The 14,805-nt window shown below is 53.6% G+C and carries 15 protein-coding genes; 14 read left to right on the top strand and 1 reads right to left on the bottom strand.

Going from position 1 to position 14,805, the window contains the following annotated elements; all coding sequences use genetic code 11:
• The first annotated feature begins 67 nt into the window (after window positions 1-67).
• From yajC to secF, 3 genes are all read left to right on the top strand, one after another.
• Entirely contained in the window at window positions 68-394 is a 327-nt protein-coding gene (gene yajC, locus CEK60_RS11440) for a preprotein translocase subunit YajC (protein WP_009722127.1), read from the top strand.
• A 135-nt stretch (window positions 395-529) separates the two neighbouring features.
• Window positions 530-2,383, top strand: coding sequence for a protein translocase subunit SecD (secD, locus tag CEK60_RS11445; RefSeq protein ID WP_089039135.1), 1,854 nt, complete (start codon window positions 530-532; stop codon window positions 2,381-2,383).
• Window positions 2,384-2,461: 78 nt separating this feature from the next.
• Window positions 2,462-3,388 carry a protein translocase subunit SecF gene (secF, locus tag CEK60_RS11450; protein ID WP_038481479.1) on the top strand — a complete coding sequence of 309 codons (927 nt, stop codon included), beginning with the start codon at window positions 2,462-2,464 and terminating at the stop codon, window positions 3,386-3,388.
• A 119-nt stretch (window positions 3,389-3,507) separates the two neighbouring features.
• Here the strand turns inward: secF and CEK60_RS11455 are convergent, their stop codons facing one another.
• Window positions 3,508-4,302: an inositol monophosphatase family protein gene (locus CEK60_RS11455; RefSeq protein WP_089039136.1), complete on the bottom strand. Its 795-nt coding sequence runs from the start codon at window positions 4,300-4,302 to the stop codon at window positions 3,508-3,510.
• Between the two features lie 142 nt (window positions 4,303-4,444).
• Here CEK60_RS11455 and trmJ point away from each other — a divergent pair, with 142 nt between their 5' ends.
• The 11 genes from trmJ to hisS all read left to right on the top strand — a co-directional run bounded on the left by trmJ (window position 4,445) and on the right by hisS (window position 14,744).
• On the top strand, window positions 4,445-5,191 hold the full coding sequence (trmJ, locus tag CEK60_RS11460; protein WP_089039137.1) for a tRNA (cytosine(32)/uridine(32)-2'-O)-methyltransferase TrmJ: 747 nt from the start codon (window positions 4,445-4,447) through the stop codon (window positions 5,189-5,191).
• A 148-nt stretch (window positions 5,192-5,339) separates the two neighbouring features.
• A complete protein-coding gene (gene cysE / locus CEK60_RS11465; RefSeq protein ID WP_089039138.1) occupies window positions 5,340-6,293 on the top strand; it encodes a serine O-acetyltransferase in 954 nt (317 codons plus the stop codon).
• A gap of 76 nt (window positions 6,294-6,369) precedes the next feature.
• The gene (gene iscR, locus CEK60_RS11470; protein WP_038481467.1) at window positions 6,370-6,837 is read left to right on the top strand and encodes a Fe-S cluster assembly transcriptional regulator IscR; all 468 of its coding nucleotides are present in this window, start codon (window positions 6,370-6,372) and stop codon (window positions 6,835-6,837) included.
• Window positions 6,838-6,868: 31 nt separating this feature from the next.
• Window positions 6,869-8,035 carry an aminotransferase class V-fold PLP-dependent enzyme gene (locus CEK60_RS11475; RefSeq protein WP_089039139.1) on the top strand — a complete coding sequence of 389 codons (1,167 nt, stop codon included), beginning with the start codon at window positions 6,869-6,871 and terminating at the stop codon, window positions 8,033-8,035.
• A gap of 56 nt (window positions 8,036-8,091) precedes the next feature.
• Window positions 8,092-8,418, top strand: coding sequence for a HesB/IscA family protein (locus CEK60_RS11480; protein ID WP_038481461.1), 327 nt, complete (start codon window positions 8,092-8,094; stop codon window positions 8,416-8,418).
• Window positions 8,419-8,583: 165 nt separating this feature from the next.
• A complete protein-coding gene (ndk, locus tag CEK60_RS11485) occupies window positions 8,584-9,009 on the top strand; it encodes a nucleoside-diphosphate kinase (protein ID WP_038481458.1) in 426 nt (141 codons plus the stop codon).
• A gap of 85 nt (window positions 9,010-9,094) precedes the next feature.
• Complete coding sequence (gene rlmN, locus CEK60_RS11490; RefSeq protein WP_089039140.1) at window positions 9,095-10,279, top strand: 23S rRNA (adenine(2503)-C(2))-methyltransferase RlmN; 1,185 nt, start codon at window positions 9,095-9,097, stop codon at window positions 10,277-10,279.
• 188 nt (window positions 10,280-10,467) lie between these two features.
• Window positions 10,468-11,202, top strand: a complete 735-nt coding sequence (pilW, locus tag CEK60_RS11495) for a type IV pilus biogenesis/stability protein PilW (protein ID WP_089039141.1) — start codon at window positions 10,468-10,470, stop codon at window positions 11,200-11,202.
• Window positions 11,203-11,241: 39 nt separating this feature from the next.
• The gene (locus CEK60_RS11500) at window positions 11,242-12,237 is read left to right on the top strand and encodes a RodZ domain-containing protein (protein ID WP_089039142.1); all 996 of its coding nucleotides are present in this window, start codon (window positions 11,242-11,244) and stop codon (window positions 12,235-12,237) included.
• 8 nt (window positions 12,238-12,245) lie between these two features.
• Window positions 12,246-13,361, top strand: coding sequence for a flavodoxin-dependent (E)-4-hydroxy-3-methylbut-2-enyl-diphosphate synthase (gene ispG / locus CEK60_RS11505; RefSeq protein ID WP_089039143.1), 1,116 nt, complete (start codon window positions 12,246-12,248; stop codon window positions 13,359-13,361).
• Window positions 13,362-13,448: 87 nt separating this feature from the next.
• Complete coding sequence (hisS, locus tag CEK60_RS11510) at window positions 13,449-14,744, top strand: histidine--tRNA ligase (RefSeq protein ID WP_089039144.1); 1,296 nt, start codon at window positions 13,449-13,451, stop codon at window positions 14,742-14,744.
• The last annotated feature ends 61 nt before the right edge of the window (window positions 14,745-14,805 follow it).

The following is a 14,805-nucleotide window of genomic DNA, read 5'->3' on the forward strand; positions in this document are numbered from 1 at the left end:
CATCCGCCATTGGCGGGTGGTTTAATCGGTTCACCCATTGAGTTTTCTAACCCAGGAGTTCTCTGCAATGCTGGATTTCTTCATCTCACCAGCCCATGCCCAAGAAGCCGCTGCCGGCGGTGGCATCGCGCAAATTGTTATGCTGGTTGGTTTTGTGCTGATTTTTTACTTCCTGCTGTGGCGCCCCCAGGCAAAGCGCGCTAAGCAGCACAAACAGCTGGTTACAGGCTTGGCCAAAGGCGATGAAGTCGTCATCGGTGGCGGCCTTGTTGGTCGTGTTACCAAAGTTAATGATGAGTTCCTAACGCTGGAAGTTTCTGAAGGCACCGAAGTTAACGTGCAGAAAAATGCCGTTGCTGCCGTACTTCCTAAAGGCACTATTAAGTCCATCTAACGCCTGCATCTCCCCCCTGCCGATCCAGTGCCAGCCACCCCGGCAGGGGTGACATGGTAGCCACGATGGTGAACTTTGCTGTGCGCGGTCTGTCCGTGCACAGCAATTCCGTTTGTAATTGAAGGCAGGGCTTGCATGCTCAACCGTTACCCCCTGTGGAAGTATCTGCTGATACTGGTCGTCCTGGTGGTTGGCCTTATCTATTCGCTTCCCAATTTATTCCCCGCAGATCCCGCCATCCAGGTTAGCGATGCCCAGGGCGACTCGCTGGATGAACGGCAAATATCCCGCGTTGAAGAAGCGCTCATTGATAGCGATATCGGCATTAAAGCCATTGAAGAAACGAATGGCCAATGGCTAATTCGCCTTCAGAGTGATGATGATCAGCTAGACGCCCGCGATATTGCCGCAGATGTATTGGGTAGTGACGCGACTGTCGCACTCAACCTCGCTGACGCCACCCCTGGTTGGCTGCAAGCCTTTTCCGCATCTCCCATGACACTGGGCCTCGATTTACGTGGAGGTGTGCACTTCTTACTCGAAGTAGATATGGATGCCGCCCTTACCCAGCGCTTGGAAGTGAATGCCAGCGCCATGCGTGAACTGCTACGTGGGGAGCGCATTCGCTATCGCAACACCACCATCGACGAGCGTTCACTTTCAATCGCCTTTGGCAGTGCAGAAGACCGCGATACTGCCCGGCGCTTGATCAGCCGCGACTTCCCTAATTTTGAATACAGCAATGAAGGCGATGGTCGTGCTTCCAACCTAGTCATGACGCTCAGCGACCAAACGGTTAACGAGATTCAGGACTATGCGATCAATCAAAACTTAACCACGCTACGCAACCGCGTTAACGAGTTGGGTGTCGCTGAGCCGATGGTTCAACGCCAAGGGCCTAGCCAAATCGTGGTTGAGCTGCCCGGCGTTCAAGATACCGTGGCTGCAAAGCGTATTGTGGGTGCAACGGCAAACCTAGAGTTTCGCCTGGAAGCTCGCAACGATACGCCTGACACGGAAACCGAACGTCTAGAATTCCGTAACGACCCTGCACGCTCGGCAGAGCTGATGCGCGATGTCATTATTACCGGTGATAGCGTATCCAGTGCCAGCAATAGCTTTGATGAAAATGGTCGTCCGCAGGTCAACATTAACTTGGACGGCACCGGCGGTACATTAATGAACCGCGCCACGCGAACCAACATCGGTCGCAATATGGCGGTATTGTTCATTGAACATAAAAGCGAAGATCGCGTAGAAATCGACCCCGAAACGGGCGAAGAAACGATTATTCGCGAGCCCTACGTCGAACGCGGCTTGATCAGCCTTGCTACCATCCAAAGTGCACTAGGTAACAGCTTCCGCATTACCGGCTTAGACTCACCGACTGAAGCTGCTGAGCTTGCTCTTCTGCTCCGCTCTGGTTCACTGGCCGCCCCTATCTACTTTGTCCAGGAACGCACTATTGGGCCAAGCTTAGGTGCCGAAAACATTGAACGTGGCCTGCTATCAGTACAAATCGGCTTGTTACTGGTCGTGCTGTTTATGCTGGTGCGCTACAAAGTGTTTGGGGTATTTGCCAACATCGCCCTAGCGCTAAACCTAACGCTGCTCGTCGCGGTTATGTCGATGCTGGGCGCTACGTTAACACTACCAGGCATTGCCGGGATTGTGCTGACGCTAGGCATGGCAGTTGATGCCAACGTGCTGATATTCGAGCGTATACGCGAAGAATTGCGCAACGGCATGTCGATTCAGCAAGCAATCCATGCGGGCTACGAGCGCGCTTTCACTTCTATCGTGGATGCCAACATCACCACGCTGCTGGTAGCGGTGATTCTGTTCTCGATCGGTACCGGCCCAGTGAAAGGGTTTGCCGTTACGCTCTCCATTGGCATTTTGACATCCATGTTCACGGCACTACTGGTAACGCGCGCCATGGTCAACCTGACCTATGGCAGCAAGCCCGTCAAAAAGCTGTGGATTTAAACACATGGATCTAAATGGCATAGATTTGAAAAGCATGGATCTGAACCACGTGCTTAGCCCAGAATTTAAGAGGTGGTAATGAAACCCCTATCACAACTGCGAATCGACTTTATGGGGCGGCGCAACCTTGCGTTTATCGTCTCTGCCTTGATGCTAATCATCTCGATTGGCGCGATTATTTTTCAGCAGCTAAATCTCGGACTGGACTTCACCGGCGGCACCCTGGTGGAAGTGCGCTACGGCGCAGTCCCGTCCTTAGACGCGATTCGCCAATTGCTCGAAGACAGTGGTTTCCAAGACGTGTCGGTGCAAACGTTTGGCGCATCAACAGAAATACTTATCCGCATTCAGCAAGCGTTCGATGCGGATGTCGGTAACGATGTTGTCAGCCTGCTACGTGCCAATGGCGATAGCGTTAATCTTGTGCGGGCCGAATTTGTCGGTGCACAGGTAGGCGACCAACTTCGCGACCAAAGCGGCTTAGGCCTTCTAGTGGCATTGGGCGTGGTGATGCTTTACGTTGCCTTCCGCTTTCAATATAAGTTTGCTCTTGGTGCCCTGCTAGCCTTGCTGCACGATGTCATCATTGTTGTTGGCGTCTTCGCGCTGTTCAAGCTTGAGTTCGATCTAACAGTACTGGCAGCGATTTTGGCCGTTATCGGTTACTCGCTAAACGATACGATTGTTGTCTATGACCGTATCCGCGAGACCATTCGAACATCGCGTATTGATGATATGCCGCAAATCTTCAACGAAGCGATCAATGCCACCCTGTCCCGCACGCTCGCCACCTCTGGTACTACGGTACTGGTGTTGCTGGCGCTGCTGCTATTAGGCGGCGACATGATCGAGAACTTCGCTATTGCGCTGTTAATTGGCATCGTGGTGGGTACGTTCTCATCAATTTATATCTCAGGTGCGTTACTGATTCCGCTCAAGCTTTCACGGGAAGACCTTATCCCCACCAAGAAAGAGACGGACGAAGAGGAAGAAGAGCTGCCGTAAACCAGCAAAAGCAATCCGCAACAAAAAGGCTCTGCCGATAAAATCGACAGAGCCTTTTTAATGCGTGGTCATCGAGCAGACTGTATCAATCGCTTTTACCACTTACCATTTTTACGAACTTAAAAATGCGGTGCCAATTGTTTAATCAAGGCTTTGTACAAACGCGGGCCAGCGGCCATCAGCTGACCTTCAGCGGCCACTGTCGGCTTGCCGTCAGGCGTACCCATCAATGCACCGGCTTCTTTCAGCAATAGCGTTCCCACCTGCATATCTTGCTCTTCAAGTCCCAGAACAAAGACGCTGTCCACACGCCCACAGGCCAGCTCACAAATATCCAGCAGGCCGCTACCAGATGCCAACATGGCGTCTACTTGGGGGGCTAACTGCTGAGTAATGGTCAGGTAAGCTGGCAAATGGCTGGGGCGCAACCAGGTTTCTGGCAGGCTCATCGCTATCCGCGTACCGCTAATCGCGGTAGGTTTGCTTACACGCATGCGCTTATCGTTATGCTGAGCACCGCGGCCGCGGCTGGCGATATACTCATCGTCAGAAAACGGACAGATAATTACCGCGTGTTCGGGGCGATCTTTAACGAGACACACCACTGAGAGAGCAAAGCCCTTACCTGCCACCGCTAAATTGGAATAGCCGTGCATTGGTTCAATTTTCCAGACGATATCAGCGCCTTCGCCTTCACCCGCTTTATGGGGCGTATAGCGGCCACTGAAGCCGTGCAGGGGATACCCACGCTGCAGCTGCTGAACAATGGTGGCCTCTGCTTTGCGAGCGGTGTCTTCTAGCAAGCGGTCGAGGTTAAATTCATCGTGAGCATTTTCAATGCGTTCACGAACACGTAAAAAGTGTTCAACAGCGCCACGCGCAGCGCGCAGCGTAAATTGGACCATAGGATTCATGATCGGGCCTTGTCACAGTGATGTTAAAGAACGGAGGCAGTGGCAGGACTGCTTTGGCGGGCAATTCTAACAGAGCCCCCTCGGGCATGCTATCGACTCATGCTAAACTGCGCGTTTTCCGTACTTGATTACCGAGCCCATTATGCTTGAGCGCATCCGTATTGTTCTTATTGGCACTAGCCATCCTGGTAATATTGGCGGCGTCGCCCGCGCCATGCACAACATGGGCTTAGCCGATTTAGCCCTGGTGGCGCCGCGCTGCGAGGTGATTACCCAAGACAGCATTTCCCGCGCTTCGGGAGCCGACCACCTGCTGCATCAGGCAAAAGTCCACGCCTCTCTTGAAGACGCCGTTGCTGACTGCACGCTTGCTGTGGGCGCTAGCGCCCGTTCGCGCACGCTGCCCTGGCCAATGATTTCCCCACGCGAGCTGGCCGAGCGCCTGCCCAGCGAATGCCAGCCCGACAATGCACGTGTCGCGCTGGTGTTCGGCCGCGAGGACAGCGGTTTAACCAATGCCGAGCTGCAGCGTTGTCATGCCCACGTGCATATTCCCACCAATGCAGATTTCAGCTCGCTAAACCTGGCTGCCGCCGTTCAGGTGATTGCCTATGAGTGCCGTATGGCATGGCTAACTCAACAGGATAGCGCCAGCACCGCTGAAGAGCCGGATGATGCGCTGGTCACCCATGCCGAACTAGAGCGCTACTTTGAGCACTTGGAGCGCACGCTGATTGCCATTGAATTTCATGACCCCGCACAGCCGCGCCAACTGATGGCGAGATTGCGTCGCCTGTACCTACGTGCTCGTCCTGAAAAAATGGAGATGAATATTCTGCGTGGCATTCTTTCGGCAACCGAAAAAGCGACAGACAAACATCGTCCATAGCGCTGGCCACCGCTGCGGCTTGGGCAACCGAAACTTGAAGTCGTATCGGTGCGCCCCAACATCGTTTTTTTGAGCGCTGCATTGCACTAGGCACTAGCCATATTCCAAGAACTTATGATTGCCGCCCTTTAACGCCCAAGGATCACCCATGTTTCAACGCTTGCGTGAAGACATTAATAGCGTATTCGACCGCGACCCAGCGGCACGTAACTCTCTTGAGGTGCTGACCAACTATCCCGGCCTGCACGCCCTGCTGCTTCACCGCTGCAGCCACTGGCTATGGAAGAAAAATTTTAAATGGTTGGCGCGAACGCTATCGACGTTTTCCCGCTGGCTGACCGGCATTGAGATTCACCCAGGCGCCACTATTGGCCGCCGTTTCTTTATTGATCACGGCATGGGCGTAGTGATTGGGGAAACAGCGCTAGTCGGCGACAACGTGACCCTTTATCAAGGCGTTACCTTAGGCGGCACCAGTTGGAATAAGGGTAAGCGTCACCCTACGTTAGAAGATGGCGTCATTGTTGGCGCTGGCGCTAAGATCCTTGGCCCGTTCACCGTAGGCGCGGGAGCTAAAATTGGCTCTAATGCCGTGGTCACCAAAGAAGTGCCATCCGGCGCTACGGTGGTGGGCATTCCTGGCAAAATCGTTAAACGCGCCGACCCCGATGTCGAGGAAGCGTTAGATGTCGACCCGGCTCGCCGCGAGGCAATTTGCCAAAAATTTGGCTTCGATGCTTATGGTGTAAGCCAGGATATGCCCGACCCTGTGGCACGTTCGATGCAGGCGATGCTGGATCACATGCACGCCGTGGATGAACGCATTGAGCGTATGTGCTCGACACTGCGTCAATTGGATGCCAACTATCGCGACGGCCAACTCCCGGCTCTGCGCGATGAAGATTTCGCCGACATTCTTGATGAAAACGATACGGGCTGCCCAGGGGTTGGCAAACACAGTTCCGAGCCAAAAGCCGACGCCGAGGCGGGCGAGCCAGCAGCCGCCAGTACCCAGCAAAGCGCTCCTGATTCAACGCCTAACTCGCCATCTGATGCAGCGGCTGATTCAACCTCTGACTCAACGACATCGCGCAATAGTTGACCAAAGCACTCAGGATTTCCATAATGGCGTTACATTTGCCGTAAGTGCGCTGAGGTTCAGCGTCGAGGTGCCTGTCATGCGCTTGACCACTAAAGGCCGTTACGCCGTTACCGCCATGCTCGATTTGGCGATAAATACCCCCCAAGGCCCGACCAGCTTGGGGGATATTTCTCAGCGTCAGGAAATTTCGCTCTCTTATCTTGAGCAACTATTTGCACGCCTGCGCCGAGCGGGTCTAGTTAGCAGCGTGCGTGGTCCTGGTGGCGGCTATTTGCTGGCTAAACCAGCCGAAGACATCAGCGTTTCCCAAGTGATTGATGCTGTTAATGAGACCGTGGATGCAACACGCTGCCAAGGGCTTTCAGACTGCCAACAAGGCGACACCTGCCTAACCCATCACCTGTGGTGTGATCTATCAGGGCAGATTCGTAACTTCCTTGATGACACCAGCCTTGCACAACTGATGCAGCGCCCCGATGTTATACGCATTGCCTCTCGGCAAAAGCAGCGCGTAGAAGCTGGCATTCTCGCCTCATCCCCTTAACGGCTTTCACTGCACGTTGGACTCTATGACGATGACCTCCACCCCTTCGCTGCCGATTTATTTGGACTATGCCGCGACCACGCCGGTCGATACCCGTGTGGCCGACGTCATGCAGCGCTATTTAACTGTTGATCAGCTGTTCGCCAACCCTGCCTCGCGCAGTCACATGCTGGGCTGGCAGGCGGAACAGGTGGTAGAGCAGGCTCGCCGTCAAGTCGCCGATACCATTAACGCAGACCCACGTGAAGTGGTTTGGACCAGCGGTGCCACTGAGGCCAACAATCTAGCGCTGATCGGCTACATGCGCGCCAATCGTGAGCGCGGCATGCACCTGGTAACGTCCACCATTGAGCATAAAGCGATAGTGGATACTGCCAACGCCCTGGAAAGCGAAGGTTTTGAAGTGACGTGGCTCACGCCTGGGCGAGACGGGCGTACCACGCCAGAACAGCTGCGCGCTGCCATGCGAGACGACACGGCACTCGTGTCATTAATGGCGGTCAATAACGAATTGGGTAGCATTAATGATATTGCCGCGCTGGCAGAGGTTGCCCATGAGTTCGGGGCTGTTTTTCATACTGATGCGGCCCAAGCTGTAGGACGTATTCCGTTAGATGTGGTGGCGCAACAAATTGATCTAATGTCGCTGTCTGGACATAAAGTTTATGGCCCCAAAGGCGTTGGTGCGCTTTACGTCAAACGCCATCCAGATATACGCATAGAAGCACTTATCCATGGTGGCGGCCACGAGCGAGGCATGCGCTCTGGCACACTTCCGACCCATCAAATTGCCGGCATGGGTGAAGCGTTTGCGCTAATGCAACACCATCACCAGGAAGATCAAGCTCATATCGCCCAGCTACACGCACGCTTCCTAAAAGGGCTAGAAGATGTTGATGGTGTCTTCGCCAACTCTCCGCTGGAAAATGCCGTTCCCAATATTTTAAACCTGGCATTTAAAGGGGTAGACGGTGAATCTCTATTGATGGCGCTGCGCGATGTTGCTGTGTCAACCGGGTCTGCTTGTAACTCTGCTAGCGTCGACCCTTCCTACGTTTTATTGGGAATCGGCACACCGCGCGCCCTTGCACTCTCATCGCTACGTTTTAGTTTTGGGCGTTTCACCACTGACGCCGACATTGATCATGCGCTGACACTACTGCGCCACGCGTTGAGCGGACTACGCTCAACGCGTTAAACGGCTGATGCCACATTTGGCAATCAACCTACCGACTTCTTGAAGGAGGACGCCCGATGGCAACTCTCAACATTACCCCCGCTGCTGCTCAGCAAATCCGTCACGTTCTCGACGAGCGTGGCCAGGGGCTTGGGCTGCGCGTTTCTGTAAAACCTAGCGGCTGCTCAGGCTATAGTTACGTACTCGACTTTGCCGATGACGTAAGCGATGACGAAATTCGCTTTGAAGAGCACGGCGCCAGCGTGTATATCGCGCCAGACGCGCTAGAAATACTCAACGGCAGTGAAGTGGACTATGTCAGCGAAGGGCTGAATCGCTTTTTCCGCTTCAACAATCCCAACGTAAAAGATGAGTGTGGCTGTGGCGAAAGCTTCACGGTCTAAACGTTTAGCGCTGCATCACCGGTATTCATCACCCCCTTGAGGCGCTATAATCGCGGCCACTCGGCAATCGGTAATGCACAGCAGCCCTGCCGACTCTTTTTTCCTGCGCCGCCTCGGCTTTCCGGGGCGGCACTTCTGCTTTATGCCTCTTAAGGAGATTCCACCATGGCAATTGAACGTACTCTTTCTATTATCAAGCCTGATGCCGTTGCTAAAAATGCGATTGGCGACATCATTTCTCGCTTTGAAAAAGCAGGCTTGAAAGTTGTTGCTGCGAAGATGGTTCATCTTTCTGAAGAAAAAGCAGGCGGTTTCTACGCCGAACACAAAGAGCGCCCTTTCTTTAAAGACCTTGTGGGCTTCATGACCTCTGGCCCGGTTGTTGTTCAGGTACTGGAAGGCGAAGGCGCTATCGCTAAAAACCGCGACCTGATGGGTGCTACTAACCCGAAAGAAGCGGCGCCCGGCACTATCCGCGCTGACTTTGCGGAAACAATCGACGCAAACGCTGTCCATGGTTCTGATTCTCCGGAAAGCGCTGAGCGCGAAATTAGCTACTTCTTCGGTAACGACGAAATTTGCCCGCGCTAAACCAAGCGTGCCGCCGATTCAACATCCGTTGCCGGCCATTTTCGCGGGGGCTATGCCCCCGCCTTTTCTCTGAACGCTGACCGCCATGACCACTACCGTAGCTCAACATACGCCTACCTCTCTCTCCTCGACCGAAAGCGAACCTGCCGCCACTAACGCGCCAGAGCGCCAGAACCTGCTGGGCATGTCTCGCGAGCAGATGGAGGACTTCTTTTTGTCGATTGGCGAAAAGAAGTTTCGCGCTGCCCAGCTAATGAAGTGGATTCACCAGGAAGGTAGCGATGATTTTGCTGCCATGACGAATCTATCCAAACCGCTGCGAGAAAAACTGGCTCGGCTGGCTGAGATTCGTGGCCCTGGCGTTGTCTATGAAGGTACCTCCAGCGACGGCACACGCAAGTGGGTCTTGGAAGTAGAAGATGGCAGCTACGTGGAAACGGTGCTGATTCCTGCGGAGAATGGCAAACGCCGAACGCTATGCGTCTCTTCCCAGGTAGGCTGCTCGTTAGACTGCAGTTTTTGCTCAACGGGCAAACAAGGCTTCCAGCGTAATCTGACCGCTGCCGAAATTATCGGCCAGGTTTGGGTCGCCCAGCGTAGCGTAGGCCCGCGCCGCGATACCGCTAATCGTCCGGTGACTAACGTAGTCATGATGGGCATGGGCGAGCCGCTGCTCAACTTTGATAACGTCGTGCCAGCAATGAAGCTGATGCTCGACGACAATGGCTATGGACTTTCCAAACGCCGCGTCACGCTTTCCACATCCGGCGTTGTGCCGATGATAGATAAGCTTGGCGATGAGATCGATGTAAGCTTAGCCATTTCGTTGCACGCTTCTACTGATGAGCTACGCAACGAGCTGGTACCGATTAACCGTAAATATAATATTCGCGCGCTGCTGGATGCCTGCCACCGTTATCTATCCAAATGCCCGGATAACCGTCAGGTTACCATCGAATATACGCTCATTAGAGATGTGAATGATCAGCAGGAACATGCTGAACAACTGGCGGCACTGCTAAAAGAGCTGCCCTGCAAAATCAACCTGATACCTTTCAACCCATTTCCTAATTCAGGCTACGAAAAGCCCTCACGTAACCAAGTGATGCGCTTTCAGCAATGGCTATACGACCTGGGTTATAACGCCACCGTACGCATCACGCGGGGCGATGATATCGACGCTGCTTGTGGCCAACTGGTAGGAAAGGTGAAAGACCGCACTAAGCGAAGTGCGCGCTATATTCAGTCTGTACAGCTTGATGCGGACTAAACCGCCGTTATCTTGACTTCCGTCGAGTGCGGCGCTTTGATGGACACGTTTTCAAACCGCCACAAGTGCAGCTCTATCGAATGACGATGCATCTGATGATCACTGCAAGATGGTTATTAGCAGAGAGTTATTAGAAGATAGTTATTAGAAGATTGTTATTAGCAGATAGCGACTACAAGAGGGTGTACATGATCGGTCACCGCTGGCGACGTTACCCATCCCGGGTTCACATGCTGTGCGTGCTAGTAAGCAGCATGTTGTTAGCTGGCTGTGCCACGTCAGGTAGCACGTCTTCTCAGGCTGACGATGACGCTGCAGACGCTTACACCCAACTAGGCGTTGCTTACCTAGAACGCGACAACCTAACCCGTGCGCTCAGCGCGCTTGATCGTGCGCTTGAAATTAATCCACGCAATGCCGAGGCACTTCAGGCGCTTGCGCTGGTCTATCAACAGCAGAGTGAAAATGAGCTTGCAAATCGCTATTTTCAGCAAGCGATTAACACCGCACCTTCTTTGACACGTGCGCGTAATAATTACGCGGCGTTTTTATATCAGCAGGGGCAGTTCAACGCCGCTTGCGAACAGTTAGAAATAGCATCTCACGATGCCCAATATGCCAATCGCGCCCAGCTATTTACTAACCTAGGGCAGTGCTATTTGGCAGCCGATAACATTGATGAAGCGCGCAAACGCTTATTGCGCGCAGTGAGCATTGATCCACGTAGCCCGCGTGGATATTTATTATTAGCCGAACTTGAAGCTTCACAGGGCAATTATGGTCAAGCCTGGGAGCCGCTGCAGCGCTATTTGCAGCTGGCCGGGCAAGATCCAGTCGCGTTGGAAATGGCGATCGATATCGCCCACGCCCGTGGTGATCACGCTGCGGCTGCGAACTACCAGCGCTTATTGAATATTGACTAACGGTGCCCTGACCACCTAATTATTGAAGGATGCTCAGCTATGAGCGATACACAATCATACGATAATGTTACGACCTCTAGCCCCATTGCCACACCCGGCGAGCTTCTCTCACGCCAACGCGAAGCACTCGGCGTACCGCTTACCGATGCCGCACGGGCGCTTAATTTACGCCCTGCGGTTGTCGACGGTTTAGAACAAGATAACTACGAAGAAATCCCTGTTGCCGCTTATCGCCGGGGCTATTTACGTGCTTATGCAAAATACCTGGGCATGGATGATCGTCTAGTACTTGAGGCCTACCAAGCTAACCATGGGAGTACAGAGACAGATCGTCGGGTGGCTCCAGTGTCAGTCACCCGGCCACCATCGCGTATTGGTGCATGGTTATTTAAGCTAGTCACCCTGCTAGTGATTGTTGCCTTGATTGCCGTCACGGTCATGTGGTGGCAAAGCCGTGGCGGCAGCGAACCCCCCAGCATGGGGAGCAATCCTTCACTAGAAGAAGGCGGCTCCAGCGATACTCCAGCCGACAATGCAACACCGACTGAACAAACGCTGGCAGCTACCCCTCAGTTGCCTAGCAACGCAACAGCACAACAAACCGGCACAGCCGAGGGAGTCGATGAGGGAGCGGCTAACGCCGCAACGGCTGCCATTGAGTCGGCATCAGAGTCGTCTACGTCTGCCGAAGGGGCAGAAGCTGCTGAGCTCACCGCTGCAGATACAGCTGAACAAGCGGACGCCGCCACTGACAGTGAAGACAACACGGTCGAAACAGCGCCCGCAACAAATCCAAACCTGCTTGAACTTACGTTTAACGAGCAGTCGTGGACTGAAATTTTTGATGCCAATAACCAGCGAGTGTTCGTTGGTCTGCAAACGCCTGGCACCACAGCAAGTGTTGAGGGCGAACCGCCTTTTCGTTTAACTATCGGCAATGCCACCGGCGTAGAGCTGCGCTATGAAGGCGAGGACGTTAACCTTGTCCAGCGCGCCGGTGCCAATAATGTTGCCCGCTTTACCCTGGGAGAGTGACCCGTCTTATGCACGCCCCTTCTCCGATTAAACGCCGCTTCTCGCGTCAAATTCACGTTGGCAATGTGGCTGTAGGTGGTGATGCACCTATTGCCGTTCAGAGCATGACCAACACAAATACGCTGGACGTCGATGCCACCGTGGCACAAATTCAGCAGTTAGAAAAAGCGGGAGCCGATATTGTCCGCGTTTCGGTACCCGATATGGACGCCGCTGAAAGTTTTGGCAAAATTAAGCAGCGTGTCGATGTCCCACTGGTGGCAGACATTCATTTTGACTACAAAATTGCCCTGCGTGTCGCCGAACTAGGTGTCGACTGCTTGCGTATTAATCCAGGTAACATTGGCCGAGAAGATCGCGTACGTGCGGTTGTTAATGCTGCCCGCGATAACGGCATACCGATTCGTATTGGCGTCAATGCCGGGTCGCTGGAAAAAGATCTACAGAAAAAGTATGGCGAGCCCACTCCCGCAGCGTTAGTGGAGTCGGCCATGCGCCATATTGATTACCTGGATCGCCTTGATTTCCAGGAATTTAAAGTCAGCGTCAAAGCCTCAGATGTGTTTATGGCGGTAGCCGCGTACCGCGACCTGGCTACCCGTATCGAGCAGCCACTCCATCTAGGCATTACCGAAGCCGGCGGCCTGCGCTCGGGTACGGTGAAGTCGTCGATTGGTCTTGGCATGCTGCTAATGGATGGCATTGGCGACACAATTCGCGTATCGCTCGCCGCCGATCCGGTGGAAGAAATTAAAGTCGGCTTTGACATGCTTAAAAGCCTAAGGCTGCGAGCCAAAGGCATTAATTTTATTGCCTGCCCTAGCTGCTCACGGCAAAATTTTGATGTTATTAGCACCATGAACCAGCTAGAAGAGCGGCTTGAAGACGTCATGACCCCACTGGACGTATCGGTGATTGGTTGCGTCGTTAATGGCCCAGGTGAAGCGAAAGAAACCGATATTGGTCTAACCGGCGGCTCCCCTGCCAACTTGGTGTACATCGATGGCAAACCCGCTAGCAAGCTGCGTAACGACCACTTGGTGGATGACCTTGAAAAGCTGATCCGCGATAAAGTACGCCAAAAACAGCAGCAAGAAGACGACATGATTGCGCGCAGCGTTTAAAAAAGCCGAGCAAGCGATACCCAACCTGGAGGCGGGCATAACCTTTTTTCCCCGCCCCAGTGTTGTCTCCCATACAAGGAGTTTTCATTGAGCAAGTCCGCCGCAAAAAAAATTCAAGCTATCCGTGGTATGAATGATTTATTGCCCAGCGAAAGCCCCCGCTGGCAATTTTTTGAAGCCAAGGTGCGTCAGTTGATGCATCGCTATGGCTTTGATGAAATCCGTACGCCCATTGTTGAACAAACGGCGCTATTTGCTCGCTCTATTGGTGAAGTCACCGATATTGTCGAAAAAGAGATGTATACGTTCGACGACCGCAACGGCGACAGCCTGACGCTGCGCCCCGAAGGTACGGCTAGCTGTGTACGGGCAGCGATGGAACATGGCTTGCTGCATAACCAAACGCAACGGTTGTGGTATCAGGGCCCAATGTTCCGCCACGAGCGTCCGCAAAAAGGCCGCTATCGTCAATTTCATCAGGTAGGCGTAGAAACGTACGGCTTTGATGGACCGGATATCGATGCAGAAGTCATTCTGCTTTCAGCGCGTCTATGGCAAGAGCTCGGCTTACTGGAGCATGTGACGCTAGAGCTTAACTCCCTAGGCTCCACAGAGGCGCGCGCGGCCTATCGCGACAAACTCGTCGCTTATTTTGACCAGCATCACGACGTCCTTGATGATGACTCTAAGCGCCGCCTCACCAGCAACCCACTGCGTATTTTGGATTCCAAGAATCCAGCGATGGCGGAAATGCTCAACGGTGCGCCGCAGTTGATGGATCATTTGGACGATGAGTCGCGGACACATTTTGAACAACTCAAAGCAATGCTGGATGCAGCAGGCATTGACTACGTTGTTAACCCACGCCTAGTACGCGGTCTTGATTACTACTGCCGCACGGTATTTGAGTGGACGACCACGGCCCTAGGCAGCCAAGGCACGGTATGTGCAGGCGGCCGCTACGATGGCCTGGTCGAACAACTAGGCGGAAAGCCCACGCCAGCGGTTGGTTTTGCCATGGGTATCGAGCGCTTAATATTGCTGCTGGAAACATTAGACCTGATTCCAGAAGAAGCGCTAGGTGGCTGCGATGTTTATCTGCTACCCATGGATGACAACGCTACTATTGTCGCCCTCACCCTGGCTGAAAAACTACGTAGTGAGCTGCCAACCCTTAGGCTGCAGTTACACTGTGGTGGCGGCAGTTTTAAAAGCCGTATGAAAAAAGCGGACAAAAGCAACGCACCGATTGCCGTCTTATTGGGCGAAGATGAGCTAGCAGAGCAAGCCGTAACGCTTAAGTTCCTGCGTGATGATCGCGAACAGTTGCGCGTATCTCAGGCTGAGCTCACCGCGACACTGCAAAACCTAGTGCCCCACTAACCTTACTGCCTACTCTCTGGCAGACGAACACTCGCCAGCCGCTCTTGCGGCTGAGCTAAAG

Origin of the sequence: Halomonas sp. N3-2A (assembly GCF_002216165.1) — a bacterium.
Classification (GTDB): Bacteria; Pseudomonadota; Gammaproteobacteria; order Pseudomonadales; family Halomonadaceae; genus Vreelandella.

Coding starts and splice junctions, on each gene's coding strand:
- yajC (WP_009722127.1), top strand. CDS start 68: ATGCTGGATTTCTTCATCTCACCAGCCCATGCCCAAGAAGCCGCTGCC.
- secD (WP_089039135.1), top strand. CDS start 530: ATGCTCAACCGTTACCCCCTGTGGAAGTATCTGCTGATACTGGTCGTC.
- secF (WP_038481479.1), top strand. CDS start 2,462: ATGAAACCCCTATCACAACTGCGAATCGACTTTATGGGGCGGCGCAAC.
- CEK60_RS11455 (WP_089039136.1), bottom strand. CDS start 4,302: ATGAATCCTATGGTCCAATTTACGCTGCGCGCTGCGCGTGGCGCTGTT.
- trmJ (WP_089039137.1), top strand. CDS start 4,445: ATGCTTGAGCGCATCCGTATTGTTCTTATTGGCACTAGCCATCCTGGT.
- cysE (WP_089039138.1), top strand. CDS start 5,340: ATGTTTCAACGCTTGCGTGAAGACATTAATAGCGTATTCGACCGCGAC.
- iscR (WP_038481467.1), top strand. CDS start 6,370: ATGCGCTTGACCACTAAAGGCCGTTACGCCGTTACCGCCATGCTCGAT.
- CEK60_RS11475 (WP_089039139.1), top strand. CDS start 6,869: ATGACCTCCACCCCTTCGCTGCCGATTTATTTGGACTATGCCGCGACC.
- CEK60_RS11480 (WP_038481461.1), top strand. CDS start 8,092: ATGGCAACTCTCAACATTACCCCCGCTGCTGCTCAGCAAATCCGTCAC.
- ndk (WP_038481458.1), top strand. CDS start 8,584: ATGGCAATTGAACGTACTCTTTCTATTATCAAGCCTGATGCCGTTGCT.
- rlmN (WP_089039140.1), top strand. CDS start 9,095: ATGACCACTACCGTAGCTCAACATACGCCTACCTCTCTCTCCTCGACC.
- pilW (WP_089039141.1), top strand. CDS start 10,468: ATGATCGGTCACCGCTGGCGACGTTACCCATCCCGGGTTCACATGCTG.
- CEK60_RS11500 (WP_089039142.1), top strand. CDS start 11,242: ATGAGCGATACACAATCATACGATAATGTTACGACCTCTAGCCCCATT.
- ispG (WP_089039143.1), top strand. CDS start 12,246: ATGCACGCCCCTTCTCCGATTAAACGCCGCTTCTCGCGTCAAATTCAC.